Raw genomic sequence first — 14369 nt, 5'->3', positions numbered from 1 at the left:
TCCGGGCCCCGGTCTTCCGTTCGGCGGGTCAGACCTTGCCGCGGAGGATGCGGTGCCAGTAGACGTGCGGGAGGCCGTAGCGGTCGAAGAGCCAGGCCCACCGGCGCGGCTTGAAGGGGTCGATGAAGGGCACCGACGGGCTGGCGGCGCCGTCGCGGTCGACCTCGTTGAGCATCAGCTTGCGGTGGCTCAGGGTGATCGGCATGACCGTGTAGCCGTCGTAGCGCTTCAGCTCCTTGCCCTCCCGGGCGGCCGCGATGTTCCGGGACAGGACGTCGACCTGCTTCCGCAGCGCCCCGCCCGAGGGCCGGGTGGCGAGGTCGGCCGCGTCGCCGATCGCCCAGATCGACCCGTGCCGGCGCGACCGCAGGGTCTCCGGGTCGACGTCCACCAGCCCGGGTGAGGCGTCGACGGCCAGGTCGGCGTCGGCGATCCAGCCCGGTGCCCGGTAGTGCGGCACGGCGTGGGCGAAGGCGACGTCCTCGAGCACACGACGGCCGGTGCGCGAGGTGATCTCGAGGGCGTGGACGTCCCAGTCCACCCGCTCCACGCGCGCCTCGCGCAGCACCGCGACGCCGTAGTCCGCGAACGCCTCCTCGAGGACCCGGTCGGCCTCCGGGAGACCCGTGGCGGTCGCCGCCGGCAGCACCAGCGTGACGTCGAGGGCGGGCAGGACGCCGGTGCGCCGCCAGTGGTCGCACGCCATGAGCAGCGGCTTGAGCGCGGTCGGGGCGCACGACGCCGGCTCCGGCGGCACGGTGAAGACGACGGAACCCTCGCGCAGCGAGGACAGCCTCGGCCAGACCTGCGGCGTGCTGCCCGGCACGTAGGTGGAGGCCACCCACCCGTCGGCGTACGCCTGCAGCAGCCCCGGGGTCGCCTCCCAGTCCTCCACGAGTCCGGGGCAGAGGACGAGGGTGGTGCCGTGCAGCGTCCGCCCGCCGCGGGTACGCACGGTCGTGGCGCCCGGGTCGACGGACTCCACGCTGTCGCGGACCCAGGTGCACCCGTCGGGGACGACGTCGGCCATCGGGCGTTCCAGGTCGGCCATCGTCGCCTCCCCGGCGCCGACGTAGTTCAGCAGCGGCTTGTACCGGTGCAGCGGCTGGGGAGCCACGACGGCGACGTCCCGGACGCCGTCGCGCAGCAACCGCGCCGCCAGGGATATGCCGGCGTTGCCGCCACCGACGATGAGCACCTCGTGCTGTTCCATGCCGCCTCCTCGCTGAAGGCCGCGGACCTCTGTCAGCGCCGCAGCTCGACCACCGTGTCGGGCCTGCCCAGGATGCAGGCGTTCCGAACGGCGCACGCGCGGCTGATCAGGTCGTCCGCGCCACACGCCGGGGACCGAGCCGGCGACGGGTGCGGTCCGGCCAGGCGGCGGACACCCGCGTCACCGCCGCAGCTCGGCCACCGTGTCGAGCCGGCCCAGCTTGTGCGGGTTCCGCACGGCGTACATGCGGCTGATCCGCCCGTCCTCGACGACGAACGTGATCGCCGTGTCGAACTCGCCACCCGCATCGATCCGTGCCGCGACGCCGCCGTTCACCAGCGGGGTGGTGATCACGACGCCGGGCGCGAACGCCGCGAAGCGGGCGAGCGCGTTGGCCACCCGCTCCCGGCCGGCGATCGGACGCCGGGCGGCGGGCGCGAGCCCCCCGCCGTCGGCGACCACCACGACGTCCGGGGCCAGCACGTCCAGCAGGCCGTGCACGTCGCCGGCGGTGACGGCGGCGAGGAACCGGTCCACGACCCGTTGCTGCTCGGCGCGGCTCACCGTCGTCCGCGGACGGCGGGCGGCCACGTGCTCGCGCGCCCGGTGCGCGACCTGCCGGACCGCGGCGGCCGACCTGCCCACCGCCTCGGCGATCTCGTCGTACGGCACGGCGAACACCTCGTGCAGCACGAGGACGGCGCGCTCGGTCGGGCCGAGGGTCTCCAGCACGGTCAGCATCGCCATCGAGACGCTCTCCGCCAGTTCGACGTCGTCGGCCACGTCGGGGCTGGTCAGCAGCGGTTCGGGCAGCCACTCGCCGACGTAGTCCTCGCGGCGCCGGGAGACCGTGCGCAGCCGGTTGAGCGCCTGCCGGGTGACGATCCGCACCAGGTAGGCCCGCGGGTCGCGCACCGCCGCGTGGTCCACCTCGGCCCACCGCAGCCAGGTCTCCTGCACCACGTCGTCGGCGTCGGCGGCGGAGCCGAGCAGCTCGTAGGCGACTGTGAACAGCAGGCTGCGGTGGGCGAGGTAGGGGTCGTCGGTCATGCCGAGGCCAGGCCGTCCGCCGAGCGGGTCGCCAGCGGCGGCAGGCCGCAGGAGGCCGCGAACTCCTCGGACCGGATGCCGAGGGCGACGTTGGTCCGCGCGCTGAGGTTCATCGCGCCGACCCGGGCGGTCAGCTCGACGAGCGCGGGCGCACCCAGCTCGGCGAGCAGGGCGGCCGACAGCTCGTCGGTCACGGCCGGCGGCGTCCGGCTCATCGCCTCGGCGTACTCCATGACCCGCCGCTCGAGGGGGCTGAACACGGTCGACTGCCGCCACCGCGGCACCTCCCGCGCCTTGGCCTCGTCCAGCCCGCGGTCGTGGGTCGTGAAGTAGTGCAGGTCCAGGCAGAAGCTGCAGCCGACCTCGCCGGCCGCTGCCATGGACGCGAACGTCGCGAGGTCGCGGTCCAGCCGGTTCCACGAGTCGGCCTTCCGGCCGAGCCCCATCAGGGCCTTGAACACGGCCGGGTGGTGCCACAGCACGCCGACCGACTCCGGGACGGAACCGAACAGCTTGCGGGTGATCGCCTTCACCAGGCCGCCGTAGACGCCGGTGACCTCGGTCGCGGGGATGCGGGTGCTCGCCATGTCTCCTCCAGGTGTGTGGTGGTCCGACATGGAGACACCGGCCGCGCAGCCCGTGTGACACCCGCAGCTCCTGGAGCCGTAGGGAAGGTCGTCCGCACACGACCGGGTGGCCGTCGGGTCGGTGCCGCGACGGCCACCCGGGCGGGCGGCGTGGCCGGTCAGGTGGTGACGAGACCACGCATGTTCTCGGTGACCACCAGGGCGAAGCGGCGCGCCACGCGCAGGCTCTGGTCGGCCAGCGCGTAGGTGGTCTCGATGACCTCCTCGGGCCGGACGAGGACGGCGGGCACGAGGCTGCGCACGATCGTCGTCATGCCCTGCACGAGGCCGGCGACGGCGTCCTCGCTGCTGTCCGCCGCCGAGGCGAGCTGCCGACGGGCCTGCTGCTGCTCCTGCTCGCGCAGCTCCGCGAGCAGGTCGCGGCGGACGGCGAGCACCAGCTGGCGGGCCCGCTCGTCGTGGGAGCCGTTGCGCGACTCCTGCAGGACCTGGGCGGACAGCAGCTCCCGGGCCCGGTCCTCGGCCTCGTCGCGGGTGCGAGCCAGCTCCGCCATCTCGACGGGGGCGCCGGCGGTGGTGTCCTGCTCCTGCCGGGGCGCGTCGTCCTCGGCGCGCTTGCCACGGGTCGCTGCGGTGTCGGGTGCGGTCGAGGGCTTGGGGGACGGCGTGGTCATGGCTTCCTCCTGGAGGGATTCCGTTCGGGGCACCGTCCAGGCTCCGGCCCGGAGGTGGCCCGCAGGAGAGCAGCGCGCGCACGCCGGGGTAGCGCACAGCCAACAGACGACTCCCTCTCGCGGCGGCGGGCTACGGGCCCTGCAGGAAGCGGCCGACGACGCCGGCCCAGCGCTCCCGGGCCGCCTCGTTGAGCTCCGGCGTCCGCAGCCCCATCTGGTTCACCACGATGGAGGCGGTCGCGCCCTTCTTCGGCTCGCTGGTGACGACGACGGCGGAGCCGTCGCGGGCCCGGGTCCGCCAGGTGATCCGCCGGTCGGTGCCGCTGACCCGCGGTTCGCCGTCGACGACCATCTCCTGCACGTCCGCGTCGCCCGCGGCGAACGCCTGCCACCGCTCCATGAGCTCGGCCATCCCCATCGGCGTCGACCTGCTGACGCTCGTCTGGAACGTCCCGTCGGGCCGCTGACCGGGCTCCCGCCGGCCGATGTGCTGCTCGTAGGCGACCGTGACCGCCTGGGTCCACCAGCCGAGCCGCTCGACGGTGCCGTCGAGCTCGGCGTAGACCTCCAGCGCGATGGCCTTGTGGTCCAGGTGCTCGGCGCCGATGCCGTCCATGAACCGCAGCCACTCGTCCCACCTGCGGTGGGTGGCCCGCTCGACGGGCCCGATCCGGGCATTCGTGACCATGCCCCTGCCCTCCTCCGCGACGGCGACGCCTGGATGGTGCCGTCGCCGTCGCGGCACATCAAGGCCCGGGCGCTCAGCCGGCGAGGCGGGCGCACTCCTCGCACCGGGCGGCCGCGCGGTCGGACGTCCAGTCCTGGGCCGCGGTCGCGCGCACCAGCTGCCCGCAGAGCGAGGCCTCGAGCCCGTCCACGACCGGCTTGGCGACCGCGTGCGCGACGTCGTGCGCGCGCGCGAAGCCGTCGTCCCCCGGCAGGACGTCAGGTCCGATCCACCCGACCCGGATGCCGATCACGAAGAGGCTCGCCGTCATGCCGAGAGCGTGCGCACCCCAGGTGTCGGCCAGGTGGCGTGCGGCCGAACACTCGGCGTGTGGTGCCGGGGGACGGGCTCAGGCGCCCCGGACCGGCCGGTACACCAGGTGCAGGACGCCGGTGGGGAAGGCCTCGGAGTGCGTCAGCTCCAGCGGCGTGCGGCCCAGCTCGTCGGTCCACCGGCGCTCGCCGGAGACCACGATCGGGTCCACCATCAGCACCAGCTCGTCGAGCAGGCCGGCGTCCAGCAGGGACCGCACCGTGGTGAGGCTGCCGGACATGCCGATGGTGCCCTCGGTGCGCGCCTTCAGCGCCCGCACGTCGTCCAGGCTGCGCAGCACCGTGGTGCCGGCCCAGTCCGAGCTCTCCAGCGTCGAGGACAGCACGTACTTCGGGACGGGGTTGATGAACTCGGCGAAGTCGTCGGTGTCGTTGCCCGGCCAGTACTGCGACCACTGGTCGTGGAGCAGGCGGCCCATCAGGTAGGCCTCGCACCGCCCGGTGTGGCGGTCCACCGCCTTGCCCATCGCGTCGTCGAAGTACGGGAAGTGCCACTGGTCGGGGCGCTCGGCGGAACCGTCGACGGTGGTGAACAGGTTGGCGGCGATCAGACCCACGGGGGGCTCCTTCGTGTCGGGTGGACGTCGGGGGAGTAGACCCGACATCGATCGCGAACTCATCGCCCGGCGCGCTCGCCGGTCCCGCGAGCTCCGGGCAGGGTGGGGACGGGTGGCCGGGAGGCGGCCGCCGACCCGAGGAGGCCCGCGTGTCCCGTCCCCCGTTCCCACCGTTCACCGTCGAGACCGCCCGGCAGAAGGTGCAGGCGGCCGAGGACGGCTGGAACAGCCGGGACCCGGATCGCGTCGCGCAGGCCTACACCGAGGACACCGTCTGGCGGAACCGGGACGAGTTCGTGCGCGGCCGGGACGAGGTGGTCGCCTTCCTGACCCGCAAGTGGGAGCGCGAGCTGGACTACGCGCTGCGCAAGGAGCTCTGGGCGTTCACCGGCGACCGGATCGCCGTCCGGTTCCAGTACGAGTGGCACGACGCCGAGGGCCGGACCTGGCGCTCCTACGGCAACGAGAACTGGGAGTTCGCCGCCGACGGCCTCATGCACCGGCGCGAGGCCAGCATCAACGACGTGCCCATCGCCCCGGAGGAGCGCTGGATCCTCGGCCCGCGCGAGGACGGCGACACGACGCCGCTGCCGCTGCGCTGAGCACCGCCGTCAGGACGTCGTCGTCGGCATCCGGGGCGACGTGACGGGGGAGACCCTGAGCGCGAAACCAGGGCCGGATCCGGGGATCTCCGGATGTCCGCCGGGCGGCGGCAGCGGCACGCTCGAGCCATGACGAACTCGGTTCCCCTCCCTCCCCCCGCAGACGCTCCCGGTGGCGCGCAGCAGCTCCCGCCCGGCCGACCGGAGCTGCGGCGCAGCAGCACCGACAAGATGGCCGGCGGTGTGTGCGGCGGCCTGGCCGACTACACCGGCATCGACGCCGTGCTCTGGCGCGTCGGCTTCGTGGGCCTCACCGTCGCCGGTGGCGCCGGCGTGCTGGTCTACCTGCTCCTGTGGGTCCTCATGCCGTCGGGCCCGGCCCGCAGCGACGAGACCCCGAGCCCCCTGGAGCAGCTCGTCCAGCGCCTGCACGACGCACTGAGCCGAACCCGCGCGACGCCTCCGACCGGCTGACCGCCGTCCGGACGTGGAGGGGCCCGCGGCCGACCGGTCCACCGCGGCGGGCCGAGCGCGCCCTCCACGGTGCCGCGACCGATCCCCTCCTCGATCGCGGGCCGATCCGCAAGACTGGCCGCGAGGACGACCGGGAGGCGCGGGATGGCTGACAACTACATCGCGGAGCTGCACTTCGGTGCGCCGAAGATCGACGAGGAGGCGTTCGTGGCGCCGACGGCGGTCGTGGTGGGTGCCGTCACCCTCGGCGCGCGGTCGAGCATCTGGTACGGCGCGGTCGCCCGGGCCGACGAGGAAGTGATCGTCATCGGCCCCGACTCCAACGTGCAGGACGGCTGCTCGCTCCACTCCGACCCCGGCTTCCCCCTGACCGTCGGGCGCGGGGTCACCGTGGGGCACCGGGTCGTGCTGCACGGCGCGCAGATCGACGACGACGTCCTCGTGGGCATGGGCAGCGTGGTCATGAACGGGGTGCACATCGGTGCGGGTTCGATCGTCGCGGCCGGCGCCGTCGTCACCCCGAACACGACCGTGCCACCCCGATCGGTGGTGGCGGGCGTCCCCGCCACCGTCGTCCGGGCGGCCACCGACGACGACCTCGCCCACATCCGCGGCAACGCCGAGAGCTACACCGGCCGGCTGCCGGCCGCGCGCAAGGTGCGCCCGGTGGTCCGCCGCCCGTTGCCGCCGGCGGGGCCGGTCTTCGGCGACGGCATGCCCTGACCACCGACGAGGGGGCACCGCCCCGGGTGTGCGAGGGGTGGGGAGGCCGGCGCCCTCACCCCTTCGGACGACGCCCGATCTTCGAGCCCAGCCAGGTCAGCGGGTCGAACCTCCGGTCCACGACGCGCTCCTTCAGCGGGATGATGCCGTTGTCGGTGAGGTGGATGCCCTCGGGGCACACCTCGCTGCAGCACTTGGTGATGTTGCAGTAGCCGAGCCCGAAGTCGTCCTGGGCCGCGTCGCGGCGGTCCACGGTGTCCAGCGGGTGCATGTCCAGCTCGGCCAGGCGGATGAGGAAGCGCGGCCCGGAGAACGCGGCCTTGTTCTCCTCGTGGTCCCGGAGGACGTGGCAGGTGTCCTGGCAGAGCCAGCACTCGATGCACTTGCGGAACTCCTGCGAGCGCTCGACGTCCACCTGCTGCATCCGGTGATTCCCGTCCGCCTCCCGCGGCTTCGGCGTGAACGCCGGTATCCGCGCCGCCTGCTCGTAGTTGAAGGACACGTCCGTGACCAGGTCGCGGATGACCGGGAAGGTGCGCAGCGGGGTGACGGTCACCGTCTCCGCCTCCCCGAACGTGCTCATCCGGGTCATGCACAGCAGCCGCGGCCGGCCGTTGATCTCCGCGCTGCACGAGCCGCACTTGCCTGCCTTGCAGTTCCAGCGGACGGCGAGGTCGCCGGCCTGGGTCGACTGCAGCCGGTGGATGACGTCGAGCACCACCTCGCCCTCGTTCACCGCCACCGTGAACGTCTGCAGGCCGCCGCCGTCGGCGTCGCCCCGCCAGACCCGGAACGTCGCGTCGTAGCTCATGACGCCGAGACCTCCTCGAAGACCTCGGCCAGCTCGGCCGGCATCTGAGGGAGCGGTTGGCGGGTGAGCGCCACCGAGCCGTCGGGCGCGCGAGAGCAGATCAGGTTCGTCCTCGCCCACTCGTCATCGGTCGCGGGGAAGTCGTCGCGGGTGTGCCCGCCCCGGCTCTCCTCGCGCTGCAACGCCGCCCGGGCGATGCACTCGCTGACCACCAGCATGTGCGGCAGGTCCAGCGCCAGGTGCCAGCCCGGGTTGTACTGCCGATGCCCCTCGACCGACAGGTTCGCCACCCGTTCCTTCAGCTCGGCGATGCGCTCGAGCGCCCGCTCCATCTCCGGGGCGGTCCGGATGATCCCGACCAGGTCGTGCATCGTCTGCTGCAGGTCGTGCTGCACGGTGTAGGGGTTCTCGCCACCCTCCCGGTCGAACGGTGCCAGGGCGGCGCGGGCGGCGTCGGCCAGGTCCTCGTCCGGGAGCGCGATCCGGCCGGTCCGCCGCAGGGCGTGCTCGGCCGCGGCCAGGCCCGCACGCCGGCCGAAGACCAGCAGGTCCGACAGCGAGTTACCGCCCAGCCGGTTGGAGCCGTGCATGCCGCCGGCGACCTCACCGGCGGCGAACAGGCCGGGCACGCAGGCGGCCTCGGTGTCGGGGTCCACCTCCACGCCGCCCATGACGTAGTGGCAGGTGGGCCCGACCTCCATGGCCTCGGCGGTGATGTCGACCTCGGCCAGCTCCTTGAACTGGTGGTACATCGACGGCAGTCGCTTGCGGATGTACTCGGGCGTCCGCCGGGACGCGATGTCGAGGTACACGCCGCCGTGCGGGGTGCCGCGGCCGGCCTTCACCTCGCTGTTGATGGCGCGGGCGACCTCGTCGCGGGGGAGCAGCTCGGGCGGCCGCCGGTTGTTCTTCTTGTCGTCGTACCAGCGGTCCGCCTCCTCCTCCGTCTCCGCTGTCTCCTTGCGGAAGAAGTCGGGGATGTAGTCGAACATGAAGCGGTTGCCGGCGGAGTTCTTCAGGATGCCGCCGTCCCCCCGGACGCTCTCGGTCACCAGGATCCCGCGCACCGACGGCGGCCAGACCATGCCCGTGGGGTGGAACTGGACGAACTCCATGTTGACCAGCGTCGCGCCGGCCTGCAGTGCCAGGGAGTGGCCGTCGCCGGTGTACTCCCAGGAGTTCGACGTCACCTTGTAGGACTTGCCGATCCCGCCCGTGGCGAGCACCACCGAGGGCGCCTGCCAGGCGACGAACCGGCCCGATTCCCGCCAGTAGCCGAAGGCGCCGGTCACCTCTTCCCGACCGCCGTCCTCGGCCGCTCCGTCGTCACCCGCCCCACCACCCCGACCGGTGAGCAGCCGGGTGACCGTGCACTCCATGTAGACGTCGATGCCCAGGGCGACGGTGCGCTGCTGGAGCGTGCGGATGAGCTCCAGGCCCGTCCGGTCACCGACGTGGGCGAGGCGGGCGTAGCGGTGGCCGCCGAAGTCGCGCTGGCTGATCAACCCGTCGGGGGTGCGGTCGAACAGCGCGCCCCAGTCCTCGAGCTCGCGCACCCGGTCCGGAGCCTCCTGCGCGTGCAGCTGCGCCATCCGCCAGTGGTTGAGCATCTTGCCGCCGCGCATGGTGTCCCGGAAGTGCACCCGCCAGTTGTCCTCGGGGTAGGCATTGGCCATCGCGGCGGCGATGCCGCCCTCGGCCATGACCGTGTGCGCCTTGCCGAGCAGCGACTTGCACACCACCGCTGTGCGGGCGCCGTTCTCGTGGGCTTCGATGGCGGCCCGCAGGCCTGCACCTCCCGCCCCGATGACGACGACGTCGTACTCGTGCCGCTCGAGCTCCATCAGGAGGGCCCCACTCTCAGAAGAATCGGAGATCCGTGATCGTGCCGGTGGCCAGCAGGAAGACGTAGAAGTCGGCGAAGGCGACGCCGAACAGCGAGATCCAGGCGTACTGCATGTGCCGGGCGTTCTGCTTCGACACCCAGGTCCACGCCTTGTAGCGCAGCGGGTGCGCGGAGAAGTGGTTCAGGCGTCCACCCACGATGTGCCGGCAGGAGTGGCAGGAGATCGAGTACATGAAGAGCAGGACGGCGTTCGCCAGCAGGATCAGCGTGCCGAGCCCCATGTGGCCCCACTCGCCGGTCTCGTCCCGGAAGCTGCGGAAGGCCTCGTAGAACAGGATCACGTTGAAGACCAGTGCCGCGTACAGGAAGTAGCGGTGGATGTTCTGCCCGACGAGCGGCAGACGCGTCTCACCGGTGTACCGGCGGTGCGGCTCGGCGACCGCGCACGCCGGCGGGGAGAGCCAGAACGAGCGGTAGTAGGCCTTGCGGTAGTAGTAGCAGGTCAGCCGGATACCGAGCGGCAGCACGAGGATGTAGATCGCCGGGGAGATCCAGGACGGGCCGGTGAAGAACTCCGGGAAGCTGTCGCCCTCGCACCTGGTGGTGATGCAGGGCGAGTAGAAGGGCGAGATGTAGGGCGTGGCGTAGTAGTGCGCGTTCTGGAATGCCCGGAACGTCGAGTACGCGATGAACAGCACGAGCACGACGACGGTGACCAGCGGCTGCACCCACCACCGGTCGGTGCGCAGGGTGCGCTCGGGGATCGCGGCGCGGCGCGGCGCCGGCCCGCCGTCGCCTCGCCCGGGGATGACCCCCCCGGTCCCCCGGGGAGCGGTGGCGGTCACGACGCCGGGAGATCCGGGTCGGCGCCGGTCGCCCGGACCACGGCCACGTCCTGCCAGATCGGCATCGCTGCCTCCAGCTTCGTCGCTGACGCCGACGGCGCGGCGGGGAGGAGCGCAGTGGATCACGGACCCCCGGTGGACGAAAGGGCTTTGGTGGCGACGTCGGCGAGACGTCCGGCGAGTCGTCCGCACCTCTTCCCGTCGGCGTTCGTCGGCCCGACCATCCGGAACCGGTGCAGTCCACCGCCTGTTCGCCGAGACGGGGAGAGCTCCCGTCACGTCGTCGAGGGAGCGACCGGCGAGGGTCTGCTGCGGCCCCGACCCCGACCCGGGAACCAGGGTCGGATCCGTGGGTTCCCCGATGGTCCCGAGCAGTCCACGCTCGGCACGCTGATGGCATGACGAACACCGAACCGTTCACGGACCAGCCGACCACCGAGCATCCGGCCCGGCACCAGCCGCTCCCGGCCGTCCGCGCCGTCCCGCAGCTCCGCCGCAGCAGCACCGACCGGATGATCGGGGGCGTCTCCGGCGGCCTGGCCGACCACACCGGCATCGACGCGGTGCTCTGGCGGGTCGGCTTCGTCGGTCTCGCCGTCGCCGGTGGCGCCGGCGTGCTGGTCTACCTGCTCCTGTGGGTGCTCATGCCGTCCGGCCCGGCCCGCAGCGACGAGACCCCGAGCCCCCTGGAGCGGCTCGTCCAGCGCCTGCACGACGCCCTCACCGGACGCCGGACGGCGACACCCCGCTGAGCCCGGCGCGGCGCCGGCGGACGACACGGCGACCGGCGCAGGCCCGCGACCGGCGCCGGTCCGCCAGGATGAGCCTCCCCGCACTCCCGACCCGCAACGGAGCACCCTCGTGACCGTTCCCCCCGCGCACCAGCCGGCCCCGATGGTCGTGCCGACGTTCTTCATCAGGCAGCGGGTCACCCTCATGGTGAACCGCTACGAGATCCTGTCGGCCGGCCCGGACGGCGGCGAGGGGCCGCTCCTCGCCTTCGCCCAGCAGAAGCGGATGAAGCTGCGGGAGGAGGTCGCCTTCTACTCCGACGAATCGATGAGCCGGCGGGTGTTCTCCTTCAAGGCCCGCCAGCGGCTCGACGTCGGCGCCGAGCACGACGTCCTCGACGAGCACGGCCAGCCGATCGGCTACTTCCGCAAGCAGTTCGGCGCCAGCCTGCTGCGCTCGACCTGGAACCTCTCGGCGCCCGGTGTCGAGGCGGTCGGCCAGGAGCGCAACCAGTTCATCGCGGTGCTGCGCCGGGTGTGGAACTTCATCCCCTTCCTGAACAACATCCCGGTGCCGTTCCTCTTCCACTTCGACTTCACCGACAGCCGGACCGGCGCGCTGGTGATGAGCAGCGAGAAGCGCGTCGCGTTGCGGGACCGGTACACGGTGACGGTCCCCGACGCCCGCCTGGACTTCCGGGTGGCGGCGGCGATGGCCGTGGCCCTGGACGCGCTGCAGAGCCGCTGACCGGCCCTCACAGGGCGTCGTCCGTACTCCGGGCGTTCCGCCGGACGCACGGGGCGGGCGGAACGCTCCCGGAGCGCGGGAAGCACCCGGGCCGGGACGGCGTTGCGACGGGCAACCGACGTGAAAGGCCTGCACCGCACATGAGCATCAAGCTGTCCGTCCTCGACCTGGCTCCCATCCTGCGTGGGGAGACCCCGGGCAGCGCCATCGCCGCCAGCGTCGCCCTCGCCCAGCGCGCGGAGCAGCACGGGTACGAGCGGGTCTGGTACGCCGAGCACCACAACATGCCGAGGATCGCGTCGTCGGCCACCAGCGTGCTGATCTCGCACGTGGGCGCGCACACCAGCACCATCCGGCTCGGGGCGGGCGGGGTCATGCTGCCCAACCACTCGCCGCTGACCATCGCCGAGCAGTTCGGCACCCTCGACGCGATGTACCCCGGCCGCATCGACCTCGGCCTCGGTCGCGCTCCCGGCAGCGATCAGAACACGATGTACGCCCTGCGCCGCGACCCGCGCTCGGCCGACACCTTCCCGCAGGACGTCCTGGAGCTGCAGGCCTACCTGGCCGGCGAGACCCGCGTGCCCGGCGTCGACGCCATCCCCGGCAAGGGCTCCCGCGTGCCGCTGTACATCCTCGGTTCCTCGATGTTCGGGGCCACGCTGGCCGCGGCCCTGGGCCTGCCCTACGCGTTCGCCTCGCACTTCGCGCCGGCCATGCTCGAGCCGGCCGTCGCGGCCTACCGGCGCGAGTTCCAGCCGTCGGAGCAGCTCGCCGAGCCCTACGTCATCGCCGGGGTCAACGTCGTGGCGGCCGACAGCACCGCCGCCGCCCAGGAGCAGCTGCAGGCCGTGCGGCGCAACCTCGCCATCGGCCTCTTTGGCCGCGGGCAGGCCCTCACCGACGCGCAGGCCGACCAGCTGCTCGCCCAGGGCGCCGGGCACCACGTGAGCACGATGCTCACGCACACCGCCGTCGGCACGCCGGCCGAGGTGCGCGAGCACCTGGACGCCTTCAGCGAGGTCGCCGACGCCGACGAGCTCATCGTGGCCCACCAGTCGGGCTCCCTCGAGGGCCGGCTCCGGTCGGTCGAGCTCCTGGCCCAGGCGATGGAGCCGGTCACCGCGTGACCGGCCGGTGTTTCGCCCCCCGGGGAGCCACGGGTAGATCGCGGGCGTGACGTACTCGATCGTGGCCCGTGACCCGGAGACCGGGGAGATGGGCGTCGCCACCCAGTCGCAGGCCTTCGCGGTCGGCAACAGCGTGCCCTTCGCCCTGCCCGGGCACGGGGTCATCGCCACGCAGTCCATGGCCGAGCCGATGTACGGCGCGGTGGGGCTCGATCTGCTCCGCGGTGGCTTCACCGCCCAGGAGGTGCTGACCGCGCTCAGCAGCGTCGACCCGCAGCCGGAGCGGCGGCAGGTCGCCGTCCTCGGCGTGAACGGCGACCTGGCCGCCTACACCGGCCAGAGCTGCGTCGACTCCGCCGGGCACCTGATGGGCGACACCTGCGTGGCCCTGGCGAACATGGCCAGCTCGCCGGCGGTGTGGGAGGCGATGGTGGAGCGGTTCGAGGGCTCCGCCGGGCCGCTGGCCCAGCGGTTGCTCACCGCGCTGGTGGCGGGGGAGGAGGCCGGCGGGGACTTCCGGGGACGCCGGTCGGCGGCGATCATGGTCATCCGCGCGACCACCACCGGTCGCCCCTGGCACGACATGGTGGTCGACCTGCGGGTCGACGACGCCGCGGACCCGCTCGCCGTCCTCGCCGACCTCACCGTCACCCGCGCCCGCTACCAGGACGTCGTCCGCGCGTTCCAGCAGGCCATCGACGGCGACCCGGTCACCGCCGACCGCGAGCTGGAGCTGCTCCGGCCCATGGACCCGGTGACCGAGCCCGACCAGCTCATGTGGCGGGCGGTCGTGGCAGCGCTGGCCGGCCGGGAGGAGGCCGCCCGGGAGATGCTGGTCGAGCTCGCCGCGTCCGCACCGCAGTTCCTGGAGGCCGCGAGCAGGTTCGGCAAGGCCGGGCTGATGCCCGCCGACGTCGTCGAGCGGATCATGCCGCCGGTGCCCGCCACCTGACCCAGCCGTCCCCGGGTCGCCCGCGCGGGGCGCTCACCCCCACGGGAGAGCGCCATCGTGAGCCGCATTTCAGTCGATCCCGTACCGCGCCGATCGCGTGGTCATGGAACGCCGCCGACCGGGGACCACGCGCCGCAGGCCTGCGACGCGGACCGCACCCTGCGCGCCGTGCGGATGACCGCGGCGTTCTCGACCGGCATCTGGGTGGCCTGCATCGCGCTGGCCGCGCTCGGGGTGCCCTACGTCGGGGAGTCGCTGGCCGCCGGCGGGAAGCTGGTCTTCCTCGCTGCGCTCACCGTCATGTTCGGGATGCGGGCGGGCGTCGCCTCCACCGGGCGGCGGGCGTGGTGGTGCTTCGCGGGGTGAC

At 73.0% G+C, this 14369-nt stretch carries 18 protein-coding genes; 8 read left to right on the top strand and 10 right to left on the bottom strand.

Going from position 1 to position 14369, the window contains the following annotated elements; all coding sequences use genetic code 11:
• Positions 1-28 precede the first annotated feature (28 nt).
• The 7 genes from O2W17_RS05470 to O2W17_RS05440 all read right to left on the bottom strand — a co-directional run bounded on the left by O2W17_RS05470 (position 29) and on the right by O2W17_RS05440 (position 5140).
• Complete coding sequence (locus O2W17_RS05470) at positions 29-1213, bottom strand: NAD(P)/FAD-dependent oxidoreductase (protein ID WP_269191384.1); 1185 nt, start codon at positions 1211-1213, stop codon at positions 29-31.
• Positions 1214-1393: 180 nt separating this feature from the next.
• On the bottom strand, positions 1394-2263 hold the full coding sequence (locus O2W17_RS05465; RefSeq protein ID WP_269191383.1) for an RNA polymerase sigma-70 factor: 870 nt from the start codon (positions 2261-2263) through the stop codon (positions 1394-1396).
• Complete coding sequence (locus O2W17_RS05460; protein WP_269191382.1) at positions 2260-2850, bottom strand: carboxymuconolactone decarboxylase family protein; 591 nt, start codon at positions 2848-2850, stop codon at positions 2260-2262. Before O2W17_RS05460 ends, O2W17_RS05465 begins: the two co-directional genes overlap by 4 nt.
• A 158-nt stretch (positions 2851-3008) precedes the next feature.
• Positions 3009-3524, bottom strand: a complete 516-nt coding sequence (locus O2W17_RS05455) for a hypothetical protein (protein ID WP_269191381.1) — start codon at positions 3522-3524, stop codon at positions 3009-3011.
• A 130-nt stretch (positions 3525-3654) separates the two neighbouring features.
• Positions 3655-4212, bottom strand: coding sequence for a hypothetical protein (locus O2W17_RS05450; RefSeq protein WP_269191380.1), 558 nt, complete (start codon positions 4210-4212; stop codon positions 3655-3657).
• 73 nt (positions 4213-4285) lie between these two features.
• On the bottom strand, positions 4286-4522 hold the full coding sequence (locus tag O2W17_RS05445; RefSeq protein ID WP_269191379.1) for a hypothetical protein: 237 nt from the start codon (positions 4520-4522) through the stop codon (positions 4286-4288).
• A gap of 78 nt (positions 4523-4600) precedes the next feature.
• Entirely contained in the window at positions 4601-5140 is a 540-nt protein-coding gene (locus O2W17_RS05440) for a dihydrofolate reductase family protein (RefSeq protein ID WP_269191378.1), read from the bottom strand.
• A gap of 149 nt (positions 5141-5289) precedes the next feature.
• Here O2W17_RS05440 and O2W17_RS05435 point away from each other — a divergent pair, with 149 nt between their 5' ends.
• The 3 genes from O2W17_RS05435 to O2W17_RS05425 all read left to right on the top strand — a co-directional run bounded on the left by O2W17_RS05435 (position 5290) and on the right by O2W17_RS05425 (position 6939).
• Positions 5290-5742 carry a nuclear transport factor 2 family protein gene (locus O2W17_RS05435; protein WP_269191377.1) on the top strand — a complete coding sequence of 151 codons (453 nt, stop codon included), beginning with the start codon at positions 5290-5292 and terminating at the stop codon, positions 5740-5742.
• Between the two features lie 129 nt (positions 5743-5871).
• Positions 5872-6216, top strand: a complete 345-nt coding sequence (locus tag O2W17_RS05430; protein ID WP_269191376.1) for a PspC domain-containing protein — start codon at positions 5872-5874, stop codon at positions 6214-6216.
• Between the two features lie 144 nt (positions 6217-6360).
• Entirely contained in the window at positions 6361-6939 is a 579-nt protein-coding gene (locus O2W17_RS05425; protein WP_269191375.1) for a gamma carbonic anhydrase family protein, read from the top strand.
• A gap of 55 nt (positions 6940-6994) precedes the next feature.
• Here the strand turns inward: O2W17_RS05425 and O2W17_RS05420 are convergent, their stop codons facing one another.
• The 3 genes from O2W17_RS05420 to O2W17_RS05410 are packed head-to-tail and all read right to left on the bottom strand — an operon-like array spanning position 6995 to position 10441.
• Positions 6995-7750 (bottom strand): succinate dehydrogenase/fumarate reductase iron-sulfur subunit, encoded by a 756-nt coding sequence (locus tag O2W17_RS05420; protein ID WP_269191374.1) that lies wholly within the window; start codon positions 7748-7750, stop codon positions 6995-6997.
• The gene (locus O2W17_RS05415; RefSeq protein WP_269191373.1) at positions 7747-9594 is read right to left on the bottom strand and encodes a fumarate reductase/succinate dehydrogenase flavoprotein subunit; all 1848 of its coding nucleotides are present in this window, start codon (positions 9592-9594) and stop codon (positions 7747-7749) included. The genes O2W17_RS05420 and O2W17_RS05415 overlap by 4 nt, the downstream gene beginning before the upstream one ends.
• Before the next feature lie 16 nt (positions 9595-9610).
• Positions 9611-10441: a hypothetical protein gene (locus O2W17_RS05410; protein WP_269191372.1), complete on the bottom strand. Its 831-nt coding sequence runs from the start codon at positions 10439-10441 to the stop codon at positions 9611-9613.
• A 398-nt stretch (positions 10442-10839) separates the two neighbouring features.
• On the opposite strand from O2W17_RS05410, the gene O2W17_RS05405 reads away from it, so the two are divergent.
• The 5 genes from O2W17_RS05405 (at position 10840) to O2W17_RS05385 (ending at position 14368) form a co-directional block, all read left to right on the top strand.
• Positions 10840-11193 (top strand): PspC domain-containing protein, encoded by a 354-nt coding sequence (locus tag O2W17_RS05405; protein ID WP_269191371.1) that lies wholly within the window; start codon positions 10840-10842, stop codon positions 11191-11193.
• 109 nt (positions 11194-11302) lie between these two features.
• Complete coding sequence (locus O2W17_RS05400) at positions 11303-11920, top strand: hypothetical protein (RefSeq protein ID WP_269191370.1); 618 nt, start codon at positions 11303-11305, stop codon at positions 11918-11920.
• A gap of 140 nt (positions 11921-12060) precedes the next feature.
• Entirely contained in the window at positions 12061-13050 is a 990-nt protein-coding gene (locus O2W17_RS05395) for an LLM class flavin-dependent oxidoreductase (protein ID WP_269191369.1), read from the top strand.
• 46 nt (positions 13051-13096) lie between these two features.
• Positions 13097-14002 (top strand): DUF1028 domain-containing protein, encoded by a 906-nt coding sequence (locus tag O2W17_RS05390; protein WP_269191368.1) that lies wholly within the window; start codon positions 13097-13099, stop codon positions 14000-14002.
• Positions 14003-14170: 168 nt separating this feature from the next.
• Positions 14171-14368 (top strand): hypothetical protein, encoded by a 198-nt coding sequence (locus O2W17_RS05385; RefSeq protein WP_269191367.1) that lies wholly within the window; start codon positions 14171-14173, stop codon positions 14366-14368.
• The last annotated feature ends 1 nt before the right edge of the window (position 14369 follow it).

Source organism: Blastococcus sp. VKM Ac-2987, from assembly GCF_026967805.1.
Classification (GTDB): Bacteria; Actinomycetota; Actinomycetes; order Mycobacteriales; family Geodermatophilaceae; genus Blastococcus.
The sequence above is the reverse complement of the archived record's forward strand: the minus strand, read 5'-3'. Positions and strand labels throughout refer to the sequence as shown.

Coding starts and splice junctions, on each gene's coding strand:
- O2W17_RS05425 (WP_269191375.1), top strand. CDS start 6,361: ATGGCTGACAACTACATCGCGGAGCTGCACTTCGGTGCGCCGAAGATC.
- O2W17_RS05445 (WP_269191379.1), bottom strand. CDS start 4,522: ATGACGGCGAGCCTCTTCGTGATCGGCATCCGGGTCGGGTGGATCGGA.
- O2W17_RS05455 (WP_269191381.1), bottom strand. CDS start 3,524: ATGACCACGCCGTCCCCCAAGCCCTCGACCGCACCCGACACCGCAGCG.
- O2W17_RS05405 (WP_269191371.1), top strand. CDS start 10,840: ATGACGAACACCGAACCGTTCACGGACCAGCCGACCACCGAGCATCCG.
- O2W17_RS05450 (WP_269191380.1), bottom strand. CDS start 4,212: ATGGTCACGAATGCCCGGATCGGGCCCGTCGAGCGGGCCACCCACCGC.
- O2W17_RS05420 (WP_269191374.1), bottom strand. CDS start 7,750: ATGAGCTACGACGCGACGTTCCGGGTCTGGCGGGGCGACGCCGACGGC.
- O2W17_RS05395 (WP_269191369.1), top strand. CDS start 12,061: ATGAGCATCAAGCTGTCCGTCCTCGACCTGGCTCCCATCCTGCGTGGG.
- O2W17_RS05460 (WP_269191382.1), bottom strand. CDS start 2,850: ATGGCGAGCACCCGCATCCCCGCGACCGAGGTCACCGGCGTCTACGGC.
- O2W17_RS05470 (WP_269191384.1), bottom strand. CDS start 1,213: ATGGAACAGCACGAGGTGCTCATCGTCGGTGGCGGCAACGCCGGCATA.
- O2W17_RS05415 (WP_269191373.1), bottom strand. CDS start 9,594: ATGGAGCTCGAGCGGCACGAGTACGACGTCGTCGTCATCGGGGCGGGA.
- O2W17_RS05465 (WP_269191383.1), bottom strand. CDS start 2,263: ATGACCGACGACCCCTACCTCGCCCACCGCAGCCTGCTGTTCACAGTC.
- O2W17_RS05430 (WP_269191376.1), top strand. CDS start 5,872: ATGACGAACTCGGTTCCCCTCCCTCCCCCCGCAGACGCTCCCGGTGGC.